Below are 17,101 nucleotides of genomic sequence, written 5' to 3'. Positions count from 1 at the left end.
TCGGTTCAGGTGTAGAATGCCGGCCTCGCAACGAGGATTTCCGGAAATGGCTTTAGTTGGGCGTTACAACAGTTTGCAAATCGTGAAACACACGGACTTCGGCCTGTACCTGGACGGCGGCGCGGATGGCGAAATCCTCCTGCCCAACCGTTACATTCCCAAGGACACGCCCACCGAAGTCGAAGATTGGCTGAACGTCTTCGTCTACCTGGACAGTGAAGACAAGCTGATCGCCACCACCGAGAAGACCAAGCTGCAGGTCGGTGAATTCGCCAGCCTCAAGGTCAAGGAAATCAACAGCATCGGCATTTTCCTCGATTGGGGTTTGCCCAAAGACCTGTTGATGCCGTATTCCGAAGAAAAGCGCCAGATGCGTCAGGGCGAGTACTGCGTGGTGCATGCCTACCTGGACAAGCGTACCCGCCGGATTACCGCCACTGCACGCCTGGACCGCTACCTGGACAAGGTGCCGGCCAACTACACGACCGGTCAGGAGGTGGATCTGCTGGTGGTCGAAGAAACCCCGATGGGCTTCAAGGCGATCATCAACAACAAGCACTGGGGCTTGATCCACAAGAACGAAGTGTTCAAGTTCCTGCGTTCGGGCAAGCAGGAGAAGGGCTACATCAAAGAGCTGCGCAGCGACGGCAAGATTGCCCTGAGCCTGCAGCCGATTGGTCAGGACCTGGCCAATAGCCTCAACGACAAGATCCTGGCCAAGCTCAAGGATGCCAACGGCGTACTGCCGGTCAGTGACAAGAGCGACCCGCAGTTGATCAGCGATCTGTTCGGGGTCAGCAAGGGCAACTTCAAGAAGGCCATCGGTGCCTTGTACAAGGATGGCCGTATTGTCATCCACGCTGACCGCATCGAACTGATCTGATCAGACTTGCCTGAAGCCTGCAAAACTCAGGTTTTCGCCACCTGGGCGCAGGTCCTGGAGCATTGAGTCGCGGTCAGCACTCAAGGCCAGGCTGATGGTCGAGCGCCGCTTGCCGGGGTGGCGCACTTCCATTTTCTCCAGATGGGCCTTGAGGAAGTTCACCGGCACCTTCAGGTGCTGCAACTCGTCGGTCTCGGGGCTGTGCAGTAGCAGGTTGACCCAGTCAGGCGTGTCTTTGCGCAGTACCAGCTTCACCGGCACATCAAACCACCACAGGCTGCGCTTGGTGTCGAGCACGGCAAACAGGGTGTTGTCGCTGGAAAGTACCGGCCTTTCCAGTTCCTGGTTGCGACGGGCAATGGCGGTGGGTTTGTCGAGTTTCATGCAGGTTCCTACGGGTGACGCTTGAAAGGTCGCTCATTGTGCTGGGATTGGCTGGAAACATAAAGCGGCACTGCGACGAGCGCTCGCTTGGGCGTTCAACAGGCAAATAATTGAAACTCTCGCCAACCGCCACAAGTCCACTGACTGTCGACTCTGACAGCCCGTTTTTCCCCTTCAGGAGAACTCCCATGAGTGGCACCAAAGATAAAGTCAAAGGCATGGCCAACGAAGCGGTTGGCACTATCAAGCAAGGCGTCGGTAAAGCCACCGACAATGAGCGGCTACGCGCCGAGGGTGAGCTGCAGGAACGCAAAGGTGAAGCCCAGCAAGTGGTCGGTAAGGTCAAGGATGCTGTGAAAAAGCCTTGATTGCTGTAGGCGTAGTGTAGCGACGGCCACTTGAGGTGGCCGTTGTGCTATCTGCAGCAATCAATCGTAACTTAGAGTCGAACGTCGTTTAGACTTTAGTGCAGACCTTTAATGAGGCGCCTTGCCCATGACCCTCAAGTGGCGAAAGGAGACGCTATGATTTTCCCTGACCTGCGCGGCTTGCCGTTGCATCGCGTGCTGGTGCGCACCGTCAAAGAATTTCTCGATGACGAAATGTCCACCTATGCCTCGGCATTGGCCTACCAGATGCTGTTCTCGCTGTTTCCGTTCCTGCTGTTCTTGATCGCGTTGATTGGTTTTTTGCACCTGCCTGACTTTTTCTCCTGGTTGCGCCTGCAGTCGGAACTGGTGTTGCCGCCCCAGGCCCTGGAGCAGGTCAACCCGGTGATCGATCAATTGCAACAATCCAAGGGCGGCTTGCTCTCAGTGGGTATCGTGATTGCCTTGTGGACCGCGTCGGCGGGTGTGCGGCTGATGATGAGCGCAATGAATGCGGCCTATGACGTGGTCGAAGGTCGGCCGGTGTGGAAGCGCATACCGTTGTCGGTCATTTATACCGTGGGTATCGCCGGCATGCTGCTGGCAGCGGCGGCATTGATGGTGCTGGGGCCGCAAGTCATGGAGTGGATTGCCTCGCAGATTGGTATGCAGGAATTTATCGTGACCTTGTGGACGGTATTGCGCTGGCCGGCAATCATTATTCTGATGATGGTCGCGGTGGCGTTGATTTATTACGTGATGCCGGATGTGAAACAGGAGTTTCGCTTTATTACTCCGGGCTCGGTATTGGCCGTGGTGGTGTGGATTATTGCCTCGTTGGGCTTTGGTTATTACGTCAAGACCTTCGCTGACTACAACGCCATGTATGGCAGTATCGGTGCGATTATTGTCTTGTTGTTATATTTTTATATTTCTGCTGCAGTGCTTTTGCTCGGCGCAGAAATGAATGCAGTGATTGAGCATATGTCCAACGAAGGCAAGAATCCTGGTGAAAAACAAGCCGGTGAACAGGTCGTTGAACATGAGAAACAACATGTGTCCGGGTTGGGCCGCGATCATTCGCACGATCACTCGGACGTGTCTGAAGATCAACCTGTGAGCCGTACATCCCATGATTCGTGACATCTTGAAAATGGGCGATGAACGCTTGTTGCGCATCGCCCCGCCGGTGCCGCCGCAGCTGATTGGCAGTGCTGAACTTGAACAATTGATTGCCGACATGTTCGAGACCATGCGCCATGTCGGTGGCGTGGGCCTGGCCGCGCCGCAGATTGGTGTTGATCTGCAGCTGGTGATTTTTGGCTTTGAACGCAGCGAGCGTTACCCGGACGCCGAACCAGTACCGCAAACCATACTGCTCAACCCGTTGATCACAGCATTAGGTACCGAAGTCGAAGACGGCTGGGAAGGTTGCCTGTCGGTGCCGGGCTTGCGCGGTGTGGTAGCGCGTTTCCGGCGAATTCGCTATGAAGGCATCGATCCGCAGGGGCAGGTGATTGACCGCCTCGCCGAGGGCTTTCATGCGCGGGTGGTGCAGCATGAGTGCGACCACTTGATCGGGCGCTTGTACCCTTCGCGCATCCATGACTTCAGCAAGTTCGGCTACACCGAGGTGCTGTTTCCAGGGTTGGACCCGGCCAGTGACGACTGAGGCCTGATCATTGCCAGCAGCGGCTTGTTGCGTTGGTAGCGGGCCAGGCGTTCGGCCAAGGCGGCGGGCAGGTCAGGGCAGGGCCTGAACCCTTGCTGTTGGTAAAAAAGTATCAAGTCGGGGTGGCAGAACAACCAGGTGGCCCCTTCGTTGCGTTGCACCGCGGCCTCAAGCAAGTGCCGGGCAATCTGTTGCCCTCGGCAACGTTCAGCCACCCATAGCCCGCTCAGCCAGTAGCCGTCGGCCACTGGGCTCAAGCACAACGCCGCGACGATTTCCTCAGCCCGAGCAACCCAGAGCTGCCCTTGAGCGGTCGCGCGCATGGGGGAACCCTGGCTTTTATAGAATTTGTTCAGCAGCGGCCGTTCGGCTTCGGATAGCAGACTGTAGCGTATTGTGTTCACGGAAAGCGTCCAGCAGAGGCTCTGGTCCGGGCTTTTACACCGACGCAAGGCGTCTGTCGAGGGAGACAGTTCTGGTCCATTGTTACGGTTTTGGTAACAGTGATTGTCCGGAGTAGGGATTTAACCCCGTCGGGCAACTTGTAAACTATGACTGTCCCCGCAAAAAATTAATAGTGGGACCGGTACTTCGTGTTATGTCGTAGTGTCTGATGTAACAACTTCTCCGCGCCATTCTCGGCCAATGAAGTCAATCGATTAGTTTGATTGCTTTGCAGGCTTATTTTTATGAAAAGTTTACTTGTCCTTGCGCTGGTGGGTGTTTCTTCTTTTGCCCTGGCAGATGAAGTTAAGGTGGCCAATACTCAACCAGTCACTGAGCAGTATGATTATTCGACTAACTTGGATATTGCCAAGGTCATCAGTTTGTCGACTATTCCGAATGTCTGTGAAGTGGTGCCAGCAACCATGGTGTATGAAGACCACCAAGGTCAGCGCCATACCCTTGAGTATCGCGCCATGGGTAATGGTTGCACCAACGGCTAAACGTCGCGTCTGTTCCAACAGCTGGTATCCCGCCTTATTGGCGTTCGCGCTCCAACAGCTGACGTTTACGCTCAACGCCCCAACGGTAACCCGAAAGGTTGCCGTCGCTGCGCACCACCCGATGACAAGGGATGGCCACCGCCAAGGCGTTGGCCGCACAGGCCTGAGCCACGGCGCGTACTGCTTTGGGTGAGCCAATCCGTTGCGCGATTTCGGCATAGCTGGCGGTGCTGCCAGCGGGAATGTTGCGTAACGCCTGCCAGACCCGCTCCTGAAAGGCTGTACCGCGCAGGTCCAGTGGCAAATCCAGACCTATCCCCGGTTCTTCGATCAAGCCCACCACCCTGGCCACCAGAGTTTCGAACTCAGCATCGCCGCCGAGCAAGTTGGCCTTGGGGAATTTGTCCTGCAGGTCGCGCAGCAATGTCTGCGGATCGTCGCCGAGCAGGATCGCGCAAATACCGCGGGCGCTTTGCGCGACGAGAATGGCACCCAAGGAACATTGGCCAATGGCAAAGCGGATATCGGTGTTGGCACCGCCATCGCGGTAAGCGCCAGGGGTCATACCCAAGCGCGCATTGCTCGATTCGTAAAAGCGGCTGTTGGAGTTGAACCCCGCTTCATACAGGGCGTCGGTGATGGTGCCGGAGTGCTGCAATTGATGACGAACCTTGCTTGCCCGGTGTGCAGAGGCATAGGCCTTGGGTGTAACCCCGGTGATCGCTTTGAATACGCGGTGAAAGTGGAACGGGCTCATGTTCAGTTGCTCCGCCAGTTGATTGAGGCTGAGCGTCGATTCGGCACTCTCGATCAACTGGCAGGCGCGGGTGACCTGGGCCCGATGCTGTTCGGCCAGCAATGTCTGGTCGGCCCCGCGGCGTTTGCTGGGGCGATAACCAGCGGCTTCAGCTTGCGCCGCAGTGTCGAACAACTCGACGTTGTCGATCCGTGGCAGGCGCGAGCTGCTGCTCGGTCGGCAGTACACGCCGGTGGTGCGTACGGCATAGACGAAGGCGTGGTCGGCAGCCGGGTCGCGGGCCAGAATCGCTTGCCAACGTGGGTCGGATTCGCTGATGCGGGGTTTGCCTTGGCTCATACCAGTCGTCTCATGCGCAGGATCAATGCGTTCAGGTTGCGGGGCAGGGTGCCTGAAAGAACTCCGGGTCTTGCGTTCAAACTCGCGAACTCGGCACCCGCCACAGGTACCAGGAAGCAATGGTGCGGTAAGGCCGCCAGGCATTGCCCAGCTCGGCCATCTTCCGGCGGGTGGGTTGGCTATCCAGCCCTTGCAGGCGCCGGTAGCCCTCGCGTACGCCAAAGTCATCGGCGGGCAGGATGTCCATACGTTCGAGGGTATAGATCAGTAGCATCTCAACCGTCCAGCGGCCGACACCACGCAAACTGACCAGACGCTCGATCAACTGCTCGTCATCCAGGCTCAGGGCCTCTTGATGGTCTGGTACCAAACCGTCCTGACGCGCCTTGGCGATGCCTTGGATAGTGGTCATCTTGCTGGCAGAGAATCCGCAGGCGCGCAGCTGTTCGGTCGACGTGGCCAAGACCTGTTCGGGGCTCGGGAAGTCCGTGCCAGGGTAAAGCGCGAGAAACCGCCCGAGAATCGCGTCGCCGGCCTTGACGTGCAGTTGCTGATAGGCGATGGCGCGCACCAGCGCTTGATACGGATCACGCTCGGGACGCGGCTGATGCAGGCACGGGCCAATGGCCTGTACATGGCTGGCCCATTTCGGGTCGAGCGCGGCGAGAAACTGCTCGGCCTGACGGAAAAACTCACTCATTGCACCTCCATGGCCTGGACCACGCGCTCCAGGGCCTGCTTCAGTTCTGCACGGCTGTTGGCAGCAGACAGGCTGATGCGCAGCGCTTGCACGTCGTTCTGTTTTACTGCAAATACATCAGCGGGGACTACCTCGACGGCAGTGGCCCGGCAGCGCTGCACCACGGATTGCGCCGGGATCGGGCAGCTTACCCAGATGTGCGGTGCAGGCTGCTGACCGAAGATCCGTTCACTGCCCAGCAGTTTGCGCGCCAGGCGCCAGCGTTGTTCAACTTCGGCACGTTGCCAGGCCAGGCGGCGGCTGGCGCTGCCATCGCTGATCCAGCGGCAGGCGATCTGCAGGTTCAGCGGCGACACCTGCCAGTGTGTGGCCTGGGCGTGCGGATCGATTTTGCTCAGCAGCGCGGGGTCAGCGACAATCCAGCCCAGGCGCAAACCAGCTGCAACGGTCTTCGACAGGCTGCTGATCAGCATTCCGTACGGGCCCAACAACGGCCACAAGGGCGGCTGGTCGGTCAGGGCGCCATACACATCATCTTCGATCAGCAGCAGGCCATGGCGATGCACCACTTCGGCAATGGCCTGCTGGCGCTCGCGACTCATGCAGGCGCCGGTAGGGTTCTGCAGGCTTGGCGTCAGGACCACAACCCGGGCGCCGGTTGCCCGTGCGACCCGATCCAGGTCGTCAGCGAGGACCCCTTGCCGGTCCTGGGCAATGCCGTGCAGGGGCAGGCGCAACTGGCGACAGGCGGCCTTGATGCCTGGCGCTGTCAAGGCTTCGACCAGCACCGGCTCGCCAGCCTGGCACAGCGACAGCAGCAAGCTGAACAGCGCTTGCTGGGCACCGCCACACAACAGCATTTGGCTTGCGTTCAGGTGCAGCCCGCGATTGCTCAGCCAGGCAGCACCTTGTAGGCGCGCCAACAGCAGCATGTCGGCGCTCAGGTAGTGCTCCAGGCTGCGCACCTCTCCATCCGCTAGCAGTGCCTGCAGGGTGGATTCGATGTCGTGGTTGTCGGGATCGATCACTGGCACATTGGTCGACAGGTCGATCAGTTGTGGTTGCAATGGCGTGTGCTTGAGCTGAAACAGCGTGGCTTCCTTGCTGCCCGCCAGCACATAAGTACCGCGACCCACCTCGCCGCTGACCAGATGCCGGGCGGCGGCCTCACGGTAAGCCTGCTGGGTGGTGCTGGGGTTGAGACCCAGCGCCCAGGCCAGACGCCGTTGTGGTGGCAGCCGTGCTCCGACCTGCAGTTCTCCACGCTCGATGGCCTGGGCAATGGCATCGACCAGGGCCAGGTAGCGGGGTTGTTTGGTGTCGGCGAGCGTAGGGGTCCACATTTATTGTCGGCCATGCAATATAAGGTTTTACCCATACAATGGCCCGGCGCTAGGATCAGGTCAAACCCATTGCTGCCGAGGTGATCCATGTTCGACCTGACTGCCCTGCGTGAAGCCGCTCATCTGGTACATGCCAGTGTGCCTGCCACTGCTCAGTATGCTTGGCCACGGCTGGCCGAGCGGCTGGGTTGCGAAGTCTGGGTCAAGCATGAGAACCATGCGCCGACCGGTGCCTTCAAGGTGCGTGGCGGCCTGCTGTATGTGCAGTGGCTGCTGGCACAAAAGCCACAGGTGCGCGGGCTGGTCACCGCCACCCGTGGCAATCATGGCCAGAGCATGGCCCTGGCGGCACGTAACGCCGGGCTGCCGATCATCATTGTTGTGCCGCACGGCAACTCTGAAGAGAAAAACGCGGCGATGCGAGCCCTTGGCGCAGAGTTGATCGAGCATGGCGCCGATTTTGACCAATCCCGAGAAGAGGCTGCGCGCCAGGCGCAACAACACAATTACGAAATGGTCCCCTCGTTCCACCCGCAGCTGGTGCGCGGGGTGGCCACTTATGCCCTGGAGCTGTTTGAAGCGGTTGCCGATCTTGACTGTGTCTACGTACCGATCGGCATGGGTTCGGGCATTTGCGGGCTGATCCAGGCGCGTAACCTGCTGGGCCTGCGCACCGAAATCGTTGGTGTGGTGTCCAGCGCTGCTGATGCCTTTGCCTTGAGCGTCGAGCAAGGCCACATCGTTACCACCGCCACGGCCAACACCTTCGCCGATGGCATGGCCTGCCGCCTGCCAGTGCCTGAAGCCTTCGAAATCATCCATCAGCACGCGGCGCGGATCGTGCGGGTCAGCGACGCGGAAATCGCCCAGGCCATGCGCATCTATCACGAAGATACCCACAACACCGCCGAAGGCGCGGGGGCGGCAGGCTTGGCCGCGTTGGTACAAGAGCGTGAGCGCCAGCACGGGCGCAAGGTAGCGGTGATCTTGAGTGGAGCCAACATTGATCGGCAGCGTTATGCGCAGATACTGGGTGTTTAGAGGGGCCGGCGAAGTTACCAGGAGCCGTGTGGCCCCAGAGCGCGAAGGGCAATTTCTTCCAATACAGCTCACATCATTCCCGCTTTAATAGCGCCTGCCCTCAATGCTGTGTATGGAACGCCCGATGCCTTTCTCCAACGGATTTCTCCTCAGTCTTTCCCTGTGCCTGGATATCGGCATTGCCAATATCGCCATGATCACCTTGGCCATGCAGCGCGGTTTTCTCCAGGGCTTCTGGCTAGGATTGGGTACCTGCGTCGGTGATCTGGTCTACGCCCTGGCGGCCTTGGCCGGGATGACGGTGCTGCTGCAGTTCGAAGCCGTGCGCTGGGTCTTGTGGCTGGGCGGATCGATGTTGCTGGTGTGGTTCGCGGTAAAGATGTTGCTGGCAGCCTGGCGCGGGGATGGGCAGGTGCAGCCAGGCGAGGTGGTCGTGGAATCGTCCTGGCGGGAGTTTCTGCGCGGGATCTTTCTGGCCATGTCGTCACCCAGTGCGATCCTCTGGTTTGCCGCAGTAGGCGGTGTGCTGATTTCCCGTTCCGGTGGCGGCAGCGTGATGGAGGCAAGTTTGTTCCTGTCCGGTTTCTTCGCCGCAGGGCTGCTCTGGTGTCTGTCTCTGTGCCTGATTGCCAGTCATGGCGGCCGGTTGCTGGGGCAGCGATTGCTGACCTGGTCCTATCTGCTTTCGGCGGCGATTTTCTGCTACTTCGCGGTGTACGTGATTGTTTCCGGTTACCGCGAGTTCATCCTCGCCCTACCGGCTGCCACCGCGGGTCTATAATCAGTCGGAGCACCCATGTGCAGGTGCCGTCAGGCCGGAGGATCTTTGAGATGAAAGGTCTTGATGCGAAAAAGATGGCCAAGAAGAAGCCGCTGAGAAGCGCCGATGAAAAGCGTGCCGCTAAACGCGCCAAGCGTTCAGCCGGCAGTGGCTTCCTTCCATGATATTGAGCGAGAGCCCCACCCGGGGCTCTTGTTTTATTCAGCCGCGCCGAAAAGTCGCTGAATACGCCTGCGGGGTGGTGCCCATCACCCGGCCAAAGGCATTGATGAAGTGGCTTTGGTCATAAAAGCCCAGGGCCAAGGCAACCTCCCTGGGGTGGGCACCTGCGCGCAACCGCCGGCGGGCTTCGATCAGGCGCAGCTGCATGTGGTACTGCAACGGTCCCAGGCCTGTGGCTTTCTTGAAACAGCGCACGAAGTGGAACTTGCTCATTTGCGCCGCTTGCGCCAGCTGATCCAGCGCCACACGCTCATGTAAGTGGCCGCGCATAAACGTCACACTGTGTTCAATGGCCGGTACCTGCTCGCCATTGGCCGCCGGCGCTTGTGCGAACAGTTCGGCCAGCAGCTGCAGCAACGCTGCTTCCTGTTCATCCTCGGTGGAGGCTGTGGCAAAGCCTACGATCGAGCGGTACAGCGCCGGTTGTTGCAACACCCCTTGTTCGAAGGTTGGACAACCCTGGGTGGGCCCCAGGTTGTTGTCACCGATAAATCGCTGCAAGGCGCTGACATCCAGGTGCAGGCTGATGTACTCGACACCTTGCGGGCCAAAGGTCGAGCCTTGCACTGCAAGTGGGTTGTACAGGGTCACGGCGCCGGGCGGTACTTCTAGCTCGTTACCATCCAGCCAGATGCGCTCGTGCCCGCACAGATTGGCACCTAGCACCAGCTCATCATGGGTGTGGCGGGCAAAGCTCGCGGCACTGGCACGCACCCAGGATGACTCGACCAGGCCGCAGCGGTGCAAAGGTTCGGCAATCAGGGCCATGGCTCGGTTCCGCATAAGCATAATTGCGACTACGCTAGCGGACGACCCCGCTGCCCTGCAATGCCTGGGTAGCTCAACGCATCATTGAATGAGGCAAAGGATATGTCTAACGCCAATCAGCAAGCACTCGAGCCCGCCCGTTATGAAAACGCTCAGGCCATTATCATCGCCGGTATTGGCGGGCGCTTTAGCCAGTCCACGACTGATGGGATTCCTGCGCTGTGGCAGCGCTTTGAACCTTACATCGGACGGGTGCCCGGACAAGTCCAGGAACACACTTACGGCGTGTGTTGTAACGCCGATGGCAAAGGCAATTTCGACTATATCGCCGGGGTCCAGGTGGCGAACGTCGAGGTGTTGCCCGCCGACTTTCAGCACGTTGAGCTCACGCCCCAGCGCTATGCGGTGTTCGAACACCATGGCAGCGTCGACACCCTTAAGGCGACCTTTCAGTCGATCTGGAACGATTGGCTGCCGACGTCTGGCGAGCGGGTTGCACAAGCGCCTGAATTCGAGCGCTATGGCAAGGATTTCAAGCCGTTTGACAGCCGTAGCGTGATGGAGATCTGGCTGCCGCTGGAGCGCCGCTAAGCACAACAGGAAAATATTGCGCAGCGGCTGTCGATTCCTCGCGCCGACATTCGACCATCTGTGAACGCGTCGATTTACTCGGCGCTATGTACCTGTCGAATTTCAGAGGACACGACCATGAGCAGTGCCGCCGAGAACGAAATCCGTCAACTCATCGAAGCCTGGATTCCCGCCGTCCGCGCCCGCGATATTCCCAAAATAACCGCACCTTACGCCGACGATATTCTCGCCTTCGATGCCATCAAAGAACTGCAGTTCAAAGGCAAGGCTGCCTACACCGCCCATTGGCAAAGCTGTATGGAGCATTGCCCCGGCGAGATGGTCTTCGAGATGGAGCAACTGCAGGTGCATGCCACGCCAGACCTGGCGTTTGCCCACTGGCTCAATCGTTGTGGCCCGCCGGTAGAAGAGGGCGGTGAGGATAAAAGCTGCTACATGCGCGCCACGGTCGGCTACCAGCGTATCGGCGGGCAATGGAAGGTGATTCACGAACATTGGTCAGCGCCTTTCGACATGGAAACCGGCGCCGCCCTGTTTTCGCTCAAGCCTTGAGCTGAAAGCGCCGTGGATTATGCCAATTCGCGCTTTCACCAACAGCGCGATCTACAGTCATAGTGAGCATCTGCTGTGGAGACGACAATGAAATACCTTTGCCTGGTCTACTGTGAAGAAGGTCTGCTGCACAGCTTGCCTGACAGCCCCGCCGACGCCGAATGTATGGCGTACGCCGAGTCGATCCAGGGCAGTGGCCGGATGCTCGCCGCCGAAGCGTTGAAACCGGTACAGACGGCTACCACGGTGCGCATGCGGGGTGGTCACATGAGCCTGACCGATGGTCCTTTTGCCGAAACCAAAGAGCAACTGGCCGGTTTCTATCTGGTCGATGCCCGCGACCTGAATGAAGCCTTGAACATTGCCAAGGGCATACCTGCCGCCAGGGTCGGCAGTGTTGAAGTGAGGCCGATCCGCGACTTGCAATCATGAACCGAAGGAGACCAACACATGAGCCTTCACCCGCCCGGGACTGTCCTGCATGAACTGGCCCTCACCCGCCTGATCGATGCGCCACGCAGCAAGGTTTTCAGGGCCTGGACCGAACCCGATTTGTTGGCGCAGTGGTGGGGGCCCAATGGCATGACCACACCCTTGTGCGAAATGCAGTTGTGGGTGGGGGGCTTGTTTCGCACGGTGATGCGCGCACCTGACGGCACCGAATACCCCAATCAGGGTGTATTCCTGGAAATTGTTGCTCCGGCGCGAATTGTCTTCACCGATGCCTTCGGGCCGGGTTGGGTACCTTCGAATCGAGCCTTTATGACTGCGGTGGTGACCTTCGAGGATGTCCAGGGCAAGACCCAGTACAGCGCACGTGCCTGGCATTGGAATGCCGCAGATTGCTTGGCCCATGAAGAAATGGGCTTTTATCGCGGTTGGGGGGAAAGCCTGGATCGCCTGGTGGCATTGGTTACCACCCAGATGCCAGGCTGATGACCACGCAGGTTCAGGTGCAGGCCGAGGTCGAGTCGGTCTACAAGCATGAGTCGCGACGTATCCTGGCGACGCTGATTCGCTTGCTGGGTGATTTCGACCTGGCCGAGGAAGCCATGCATGAAGCGTTTTTTGTTGCAGTGGAGCGTTGGCAGCGCGACGGCATCCCTGCCAATCCGCGGGCCTGGCTGGTGTCTGCCGGACGCTTCAAGGCCATCGATAGCTTGCGTCGGCGTGCCCGTTTCGACCGCTCACAGGGGCAATTGATGGTGGCGCTGCAAGCTCAGCAGGAGGATGACGTGAAAGACGAGGAGCTGGAAGATGATCGCCTGCGCCTGATCTTCACCTGTTGTCACCCGGCACTGGCTGCCGATGCCCAGGTACCACTGACGTTGCGTGAAGTCTGCGACCTGACCACCGAGGAAATCGCCCGGGCATTCCTGCAGAGCCCGGCGACCATTGCCCAACGCATCGTCCGCGCCAAGGCCAAGATCCGCGATGCGCGGATTCCCTATCAGGTACCGTCGCTGGGCGAATTGCCCGAACGCCTGGACAGCGTATTGCGCGTTATCTATCTGGTCTTTAACGAGGGCTATTCAGCGTCGACGGGCGACCTGCTGATGCGCAATGATCTGAGCGACGAGGCGATCCGTCTGGGGCGTTTGTTGCAGCAATTGCTGCCTGACCCGGAGGTGCTGGGTTTACTCGCCTTGATGCTGTTACAGGCCTCGCGCCAGGCGGCGCGCAGCGATGAAAAGGGCGAACTGATCGTGCTCGATGAGCAAGACCGTAGCTTGTGGAATCGCCAGTTGATTGCTGAAGGTAGCCATCTGGTGCAACAGGCTTTGCGCAGCCAGCAATTCGGGGTGTACAGCCTGCAGGCAGCGATCGCTGCGGTGCATGCCGAAGCGGCCAGTGCGCAAGAGACCGATTGGCAGGAGATTGTCGGTTTGTACGACGTCTTGCTGCGTGGCTGGCCTTCACCGGTGGTGGAGCTCAATCGCGCAGCGGCGCTGGCGCGTCGCGATGGACCCCAGGCAGGATTGCTGGCGGTCGAGGCGATTCTGGCGCGCGGTCAGTTGCTGGACTATCACCTGGCTCATGCCGCCCGTGCCGAGCTGTGTCGGCAGTTGGGGCGGCGCGAACAGGCGCGAGAGGCGTACCAAACCGCTTGGGGGCTGACCTCGCAAGGTGCCGAACGACGTTACATCGAGCGGCGCCTGAGCGAGCTGTAAGCCTTAACCGATGGTGATCGGTGGCGGGCTCACCAGTTCAACGGTCTGCTGTTTACGCGGGGCGAGGATCTCAGCCTCGCCATCGACTACCAGCTCATCGTTCTGGTTGAACACACGGGTGGCGATGCGCACCCTGAACTTTGGCAATTTCTCGAGGATTTCCAGGCGCACGGTCAGGGTGTCACCGATCTTGACCGGCTTCTGAAAGCTCATCTGCTGACCCAGATAAATGGTGCCTGGCCCTGGCAGTTCGCAGGCCACCGCAGCACTGATCAGCGCACCGCTGAACATACCGTGGGCGATGCGCTCCTTGAACATGCTCTTGGCGGCGAACTCGGCATCCAGGTGCACCGGGTTATGGTCACCGGACATGGCAGCAAACAGCTGGATGTCACGTTCTTCGACGGTCTTGCTGAAACTGGCGGTCTGGCCGACTTCAAGGGCTTCGTAGGGCGTGTTGGTGACCTGGGTCATCGATTCGGTTCCTGCTGGGGGCGGGGGCGGCCGTCACTCGCTGCGGGCAGGGCGGCCAAGGGCCAGGGCCTGCTCCAACCAGTCGATGATTGCGGCCGTGACCTCGTCACGGTTGGTTTCATTGAGCAGTTCATGTCGTGCGTTAGGGTACAGCTGCAACTGAACATGCTGGTTGCCGGCCAGGCGCAAAGCACCGGCCAGATCCTTGAGACGTTTGCCGGCACTGACCGGATCACATTCACCGCCCATCACCAGGATTGGCAGGTTAGGATCGATCTGTTTGAGGTTGGCCGGCAGGCTGATTTGCTCAAGGCCCATCAATAGATCAATCCACAAGCGGTTGCTGCAGCGAAAGCCGCACAGCGGGTCGGCCACGTAGCGGTCGACCTCGGCGTTGTCGCGGCTGAGCCAGTCGAAGGCAGTGCGGGTTGGTTTGAAGGCCTTGTTGAACGAGCCAAACGACAACCACTCGATCAGCGCACTGTGGCCCAGAGGCCCCTGGCGCCAGGCCTCGAAGCGGGCAATCACGCAGGCCGTGCGGTACAGCGCCGGTGGCTGGAAGTTCGAACCGCTGAGAATCGCCCCTTGCAGGCTGGCACCGTGGTGCATCAGGTAGGCCTGGGCAATATAGCTGCCCATGCTGTGACCGAAGAGGAATACGGGCGTGCCGGGGAATTGCTGGCCAATGTGTTGGCTGAGCAGTCCCAGGTCGTTGACCACCGCGCTCCAGCCATCGCGCCTGGCGAACAGGCCAAGGGTGCCGAGCTCGGCGGTGCGGCCATGGCCGCGCTGGTCGTGGGCAATCAGTGCATAGCCGGCCGCGCTCAACGCTTCGCCCAGGCGCTGGTAGCGCCCGGCATGCTCGGCCATGCCGTGGGCCAGCAGTACCACCGCTTTGATCGGCGTGCTGGGCAGCCATTGGTAGACATACAGGCTGCAGTGATCGCTGGCCGGTAGCCAGAACGCATCGTGGTGCATGGCGAGTCCTTGTGCGCACAGAGTGTCGAGTCAGCTCAGTGTATAACCCACACGTGCGATTGCAGGGCAGCGACAAACAAGATTCATAATGTAAATGACAGCCCTTGGCATATTTGCCACCTGCGGCATACCTGCTAACGTCGGCACAACACCTCCTTCGCCAAGCAGGGATAGGGGGCCGGAACGGCTCAGGTATGAGGACAAGAATAAATGCAGGCTGATTTCTGGAATGACAAGCGCCCCGCAGGCGTGCCTTCGAATATTGACATGAATGCTTACAAGTCTGTTGTCGAAGTCTTCGAACGCTCGTGCAAGAAATTTGCTGACCGCCCGGCGTTCAGCAACCTTGGGGTGACCCTGAGCTACGCCGAACTGGAACGTCACTCGGCGGCCTTTGCCGCCTATCTGCAGCAACACACCGACTTGGTGCCTGGCGACCGTATCGCGGTGCAAATGCCCAATGTGCTGCAGTATCCGATCGCGGTGTTCGGCGCCCTGCGTGCTGGGCTGATCGTGGTCAATACCAATCCGCTGTACACCGCCCGGGAAATGCGCCATCAGTTCAAGGACTCCGGTGCCCGTGCGCTGGTGTACCTGAACATGTTCGGCAAATTGGTACAGGAAGTTCTGCCCGATACCAACCTTGAATTTCTCATCGAAGCGAAGATGGGCGACATGCTGCCGGCGGCCAAGGGCTGGCTGGTCAATACCATCGTGGCCAAGGTCAAGAAGATGGTCCCGGACTATCAGCTGCCTCAGGCCGTACCGTTCAAGGCCGCGCTCAGCCAAGGGCGTGGGGTGGTGCCCAAGCAGGTGGCGCTGGGCCTCGATGATATTGCCGTGTTGCAGTACACCGGCGGTACCACGGGCCTTGCCAAAGGCGCGATGCTGACCCATGGCAACCTGGTCGCCAACATGCTCCAGGTGCTGGCGTGCTTCTCTCAGCATGGCGATGACGGCCAGCGCCTGATCAAAGAAGGGCAGGAGGTGATGATTGCACCACTGCCGCTCTACCATATCTATGCTTTTACCGCCAATTGCATGTGCATGATGGTGACTGGCAACCACAACGTACTGATCACCAACCCCCGTGACATTCCCGGCTTTATCAAAGAGCTGAAGAAGTGGAAATTCTCCGGGTTGCTCGGCCTGAACACTTTGTTCGTCGCGCTGATGAATCACCCTGAATTCAAGAACCTGGATTTCTCTGCGCTGAAAGTCACCAACTCCGGTGGCACCGCCTTGGTCACCGCCACCGCTGAGCGCTGGGAAAGCCTGACGGGTTGTCGCATTGTCGAAGGCTATGGCCTGACTGAAACCTCGCCGGTTGCCAGCACTAACCCGTATGGCAAGTTGGCGCGCCTGGGGACCGTGGGTATTCCGGTGCCGGAAACGGCGTTCAAGGTCATCGATGATGAAGGTCACGAGCTGGCGATGGGGGAGCGTGGCGAGCTGTGTATCAAAGGCCCGCAAGTGATGAAAGGCTACTGGCAGCATCCGCAAGCCACCGCCGAGTCGCTCGATAGCGAGGGCTGGTTCAAGACCGGTGACATCGCCGTGATCGACCCAGACGGCTTTACCCGGATAGTCGATCGCAAGAAAGACATGATCATTGTTTCGGGTTTCAACGTGTACCCGAACGAGATCGAAGAGGTGGTCATGGGGCATCCGCAGGTGGCCAACTGCGCAGTGATCGGCATCCCGGACGAACGCTCCGGTGAAGCGGTGAAACTCTTTGTAGTGCCGCGTGAAGGCGGGGTCAGCCTGGAAGAGCTCAAGGCCTACTGCAAAGCCAACTTCACCGGCTACAAAGTGCCCAAGCACATCGTCTTGCGCGACTCGTTGCCGATGACCGCGGTGGGCAAGATTCTGCGCCGGGAACTGCGCGATATCGCCTGACGGCTGGGGCAGGCGATACGCCGCAAGCTGCAAGATGTGCAAGCCTGAACAACGTGCTCAGCTTGCAGCTTGCAGCTTGAAACTCGCCGCTTTAGTCTTTTTACTCTAAAAATGACTATTAAATGATCAAGAGTCACTTTTGTGACTGTTTGGGCTGCTTTGGCTCTAGGCGACCCTTGGCAAAGCTGCTACTCTCGGCCCGCTTCTGATTATCTGTTTGCAATAAACCGT

21 protein-coding genes are annotated in these 17,101 nt (G+C 59.3%); 13 read left to right on the top strand and 8 right to left on the bottom strand.

The window, feature by feature from the left end:
- The first annotated feature begins 46 nt into the window (after nt 1-46).
- The gene (locus tag ACQRAX_RS05545) at nt 47-883 is read left to right on the top strand and encodes a CvfB family protein (protein WP_412038060.1); all 837 of its coding nucleotides are present in this window, start codon (nt 47-49) and stop codon (nt 881-883) included.
- Here the strand turns inward: ACQRAX_RS05545 and ACQRAX_RS05540 are convergent, their stop codons facing one another.
- Nucleotides 884-1,267 carry a hypothetical protein gene (locus tag ACQRAX_RS05540; RefSeq protein ID WP_412038061.1) on the bottom strand — a complete coding sequence of 128 codons (384 nt, stop codon included), beginning with the start codon at nt 1,265-1,267 and terminating at the stop codon, nt 884-886. It abuts the gene before it with no gap.
- Nucleotides 1,268-1,455: 188 nt separating this feature from the next.
- On the opposite strand from ACQRAX_RS05540, the gene ACQRAX_RS05535 reads away from it, so the two are divergent.
- From ACQRAX_RS05535 to def, 3 genes are all read left to right on the top strand, one after another.
- Nucleotides 1,456-1,635 carry a CsbD family protein gene (locus tag ACQRAX_RS05535; RefSeq protein ID WP_412038062.1) on the top strand — a complete coding sequence of 60 codons (180 nt, stop codon included), beginning with the start codon at nt 1,456-1,458 and terminating at the stop codon, nt 1,633-1,635.
- Between the two features lie 156 nt (nt 1,636-1,791).
- Nucleotides 1,792-2,778 (top strand): YihY/virulence factor BrkB family protein, encoded by a 987-nt coding sequence (locus ACQRAX_RS05530; RefSeq protein ID WP_412038063.1) that lies wholly within the window; start codon nt 1,792-1,794, stop codon nt 2,776-2,778.
- A complete protein-coding gene (def, locus tag ACQRAX_RS05525) occupies nt 2,768-3,307 on the top strand; it encodes a peptide deformylase (RefSeq protein ID WP_412038064.1) in 540 nt (179 codons plus the stop codon). Before ACQRAX_RS05530 ends, def begins: the two co-directional genes overlap by 11 nt.
- Here def and ACQRAX_RS05520 read toward each other — a convergent pair.
- Nucleotides 3,259-3,630: a GNAT family N-acetyltransferase gene (locus tag ACQRAX_RS05520; RefSeq protein WP_412038430.1), complete on the bottom strand. Its 372-nt coding sequence runs from the start codon at nt 3,628-3,630 to the stop codon at nt 3,259-3,261. The genes def and ACQRAX_RS05520 overlap by 49 nt on opposite strands.
- 366 nt (nt 3,631-3,996) lie before the next feature.
- On the opposite strand from ACQRAX_RS05520, the gene ACQRAX_RS05515 reads away from it, so the two are divergent.
- Entirely contained in the window at nt 3,997-4,254 is a 258-nt protein-coding gene (locus tag ACQRAX_RS05515; RefSeq protein ID WP_412038065.1) for a DUF2790 domain-containing protein, read from the top strand.
- Between the two features lie 34 nt (nt 4,255-4,288).
- Here the strand turns inward: ACQRAX_RS05515 and ada are convergent, their stop codons facing one another.
- The 3 genes from ada to ACQRAX_RS05500 all read right to left on the bottom strand — a co-directional run bounded on the left by ada (nt 4,289) and on the right by ACQRAX_RS05500 (nt 7,393).
- Nucleotides 4,289-5,350 (bottom strand): bifunctional DNA-binding transcriptional regulator/O6-methylguanine-DNA methyltransferase Ada, encoded by a 1,062-nt coding sequence (gene ada / locus ACQRAX_RS05510; RefSeq protein ID WP_412038066.1) that lies wholly within the window; start codon nt 5,348-5,350, stop codon nt 4,289-4,291.
- 76 nt (nt 5,351-5,426) lie between these two features.
- Nucleotides 5,427-6,050 (bottom strand): DNA-3-methyladenine glycosylase family protein, encoded by a 624-nt coding sequence (locus ACQRAX_RS05505; RefSeq protein WP_412038067.1) that lies wholly within the window; start codon nt 6,048-6,050, stop codon nt 5,427-5,429.
- A complete protein-coding gene (locus ACQRAX_RS05500) occupies nt 6,047-7,393 on the bottom strand; it encodes a PLP-dependent aminotransferase family protein (RefSeq protein WP_412038068.1) in 1,347 nt (448 codons plus the stop codon). The genes ACQRAX_RS05505 and ACQRAX_RS05500 overlap by 4 nt, the downstream gene beginning before the upstream one ends.
- Before the next feature lie 87 nt (nt 7,394-7,480).
- On the opposite strand from ACQRAX_RS05500, the gene ACQRAX_RS05495 reads away from it, so the two are divergent.
- Both ACQRAX_RS05495 and ACQRAX_RS05490 read left to right on the top strand, forming a co-directional pair.
- Nucleotides 7,481-8,434, top strand: coding sequence for a threonine dehydratase (locus ACQRAX_RS05495; RefSeq protein ID WP_412038069.1), 954 nt, complete (start codon nt 7,481-7,483; stop codon nt 8,432-8,434).
- A gap of 124 nt (nt 8,435-8,558) precedes the next feature.
- Nucleotides 8,559-9,215: a LysE family translocator gene (locus tag ACQRAX_RS05490; RefSeq protein WP_412038070.1), complete on the top strand. Its 657-nt coding sequence runs from the start codon at nt 8,559-8,561 to the stop codon at nt 9,213-9,215.
- Between the two features lie 201 nt (nt 9,216-9,416).
- Here ACQRAX_RS05490 and ACQRAX_RS05485 read toward each other — a convergent pair whose 3' ends face one another.
- Nucleotides 9,417-10,205 carry a helix-turn-helix domain-containing protein gene (locus ACQRAX_RS05485; RefSeq protein ID WP_412038071.1) on the bottom strand — a complete coding sequence of 263 codons (789 nt, stop codon included), beginning with the start codon at nt 10,203-10,205 and terminating at the stop codon, nt 9,417-9,419.
- A 102-nt stretch (nt 10,206-10,307) separates the two neighbouring features.
- Here ACQRAX_RS05485 and ACQRAX_RS05480 point away from each other — a divergent pair, with 102 nt between their 5' ends.
- From ACQRAX_RS05480 to ACQRAX_RS05460, 5 genes are all read left to right on the top strand, one after another.
- The gene (locus tag ACQRAX_RS05480) at nt 10,308-10,796 is read left to right on the top strand and encodes a GyrI-like domain-containing protein (protein WP_412038072.1); all 489 of its coding nucleotides are present in this window, start codon (nt 10,308-10,310) and stop codon (nt 10,794-10,796) included.
- A gap of 117 nt (nt 10,797-10,913) precedes the next feature.
- A complete protein-coding gene (locus tag ACQRAX_RS05475) occupies nt 10,914-11,348 on the top strand; it encodes a YybH family protein (RefSeq protein ID WP_412038073.1) in 435 nt (144 codons plus the stop codon).
- Between the two features lie 87 nt (nt 11,349-11,435).
- Entirely contained in the window at nt 11,436-11,780 is a 345-nt protein-coding gene (locus tag ACQRAX_RS05470; RefSeq protein WP_412038074.1) for a YciI family protein, read from the top strand.
- Between the two features lie 18 nt (nt 11,781-11,798).
- A complete protein-coding gene (locus tag ACQRAX_RS05465) occupies nt 11,799-12,284 on the top strand; it encodes an SRPBCC family protein (protein ID WP_412038075.1) in 486 nt (161 codons plus the stop codon).
- Nucleotides 12,284-13,519 carry an RNA polymerase sigma factor gene (locus tag ACQRAX_RS05460; protein ID WP_412038076.1) on the top strand — a complete coding sequence of 412 codons (1,236 nt, stop codon included), beginning with the start codon at nt 12,284-12,286 and terminating at the stop codon, nt 13,517-13,519. Before ACQRAX_RS05465 ends, ACQRAX_RS05460 begins: the two co-directional genes overlap by 1 nt.
- A 3-nt stretch (nt 13,520-13,522) precedes the next feature.
- Here ACQRAX_RS05460 and ACQRAX_RS05455 read toward each other — a convergent pair whose 3' ends face one another.
- Nucleotides 13,523-13,993 (bottom strand): MaoC family dehydratase, encoded by a 471-nt coding sequence (locus tag ACQRAX_RS05455; protein WP_412038077.1) that lies wholly within the window; start codon nt 13,991-13,993, stop codon nt 13,523-13,525.
- Between the two features lie 33 nt (nt 13,994-14,026).
- A complete protein-coding gene (locus ACQRAX_RS05450) occupies nt 14,027-14,971 on the bottom strand; it encodes an alpha/beta hydrolase (RefSeq protein WP_412038078.1) in 945 nt (314 codons plus the stop codon).
- 210 nt (nt 14,972-15,181) lie between these two features.
- Here ACQRAX_RS05450 and fadD2 point away from each other — a divergent pair, with 210 nt between their 5' ends.
- Nucleotides 15,182-16,870 carry a long-chain-fatty-acid--CoA ligase FadD2 gene (gene fadD2 / locus ACQRAX_RS05445; protein ID WP_412038079.1) on the top strand — a complete coding sequence of 563 codons (1,689 nt, stop codon included), beginning with the start codon at nt 15,182-15,184 and terminating at the stop codon, nt 16,868-16,870.
- Nucleotides 16,871-17,101 lie beyond the last annotated feature (231 nt).

The organism is Pseudomonas sp. UM16 (genome assembly GCF_050312595.1).
In the GTDB taxonomy this organism is placed as follows: Bacteria; Pseudomonadota; Gammaproteobacteria; order Pseudomonadales; family Pseudomonadaceae; genus Aquipseudomonas.
The sequence above is the reverse complement of the archived record's forward strand: the minus strand, read 5'-3'. Positions and strand labels throughout refer to the sequence as shown.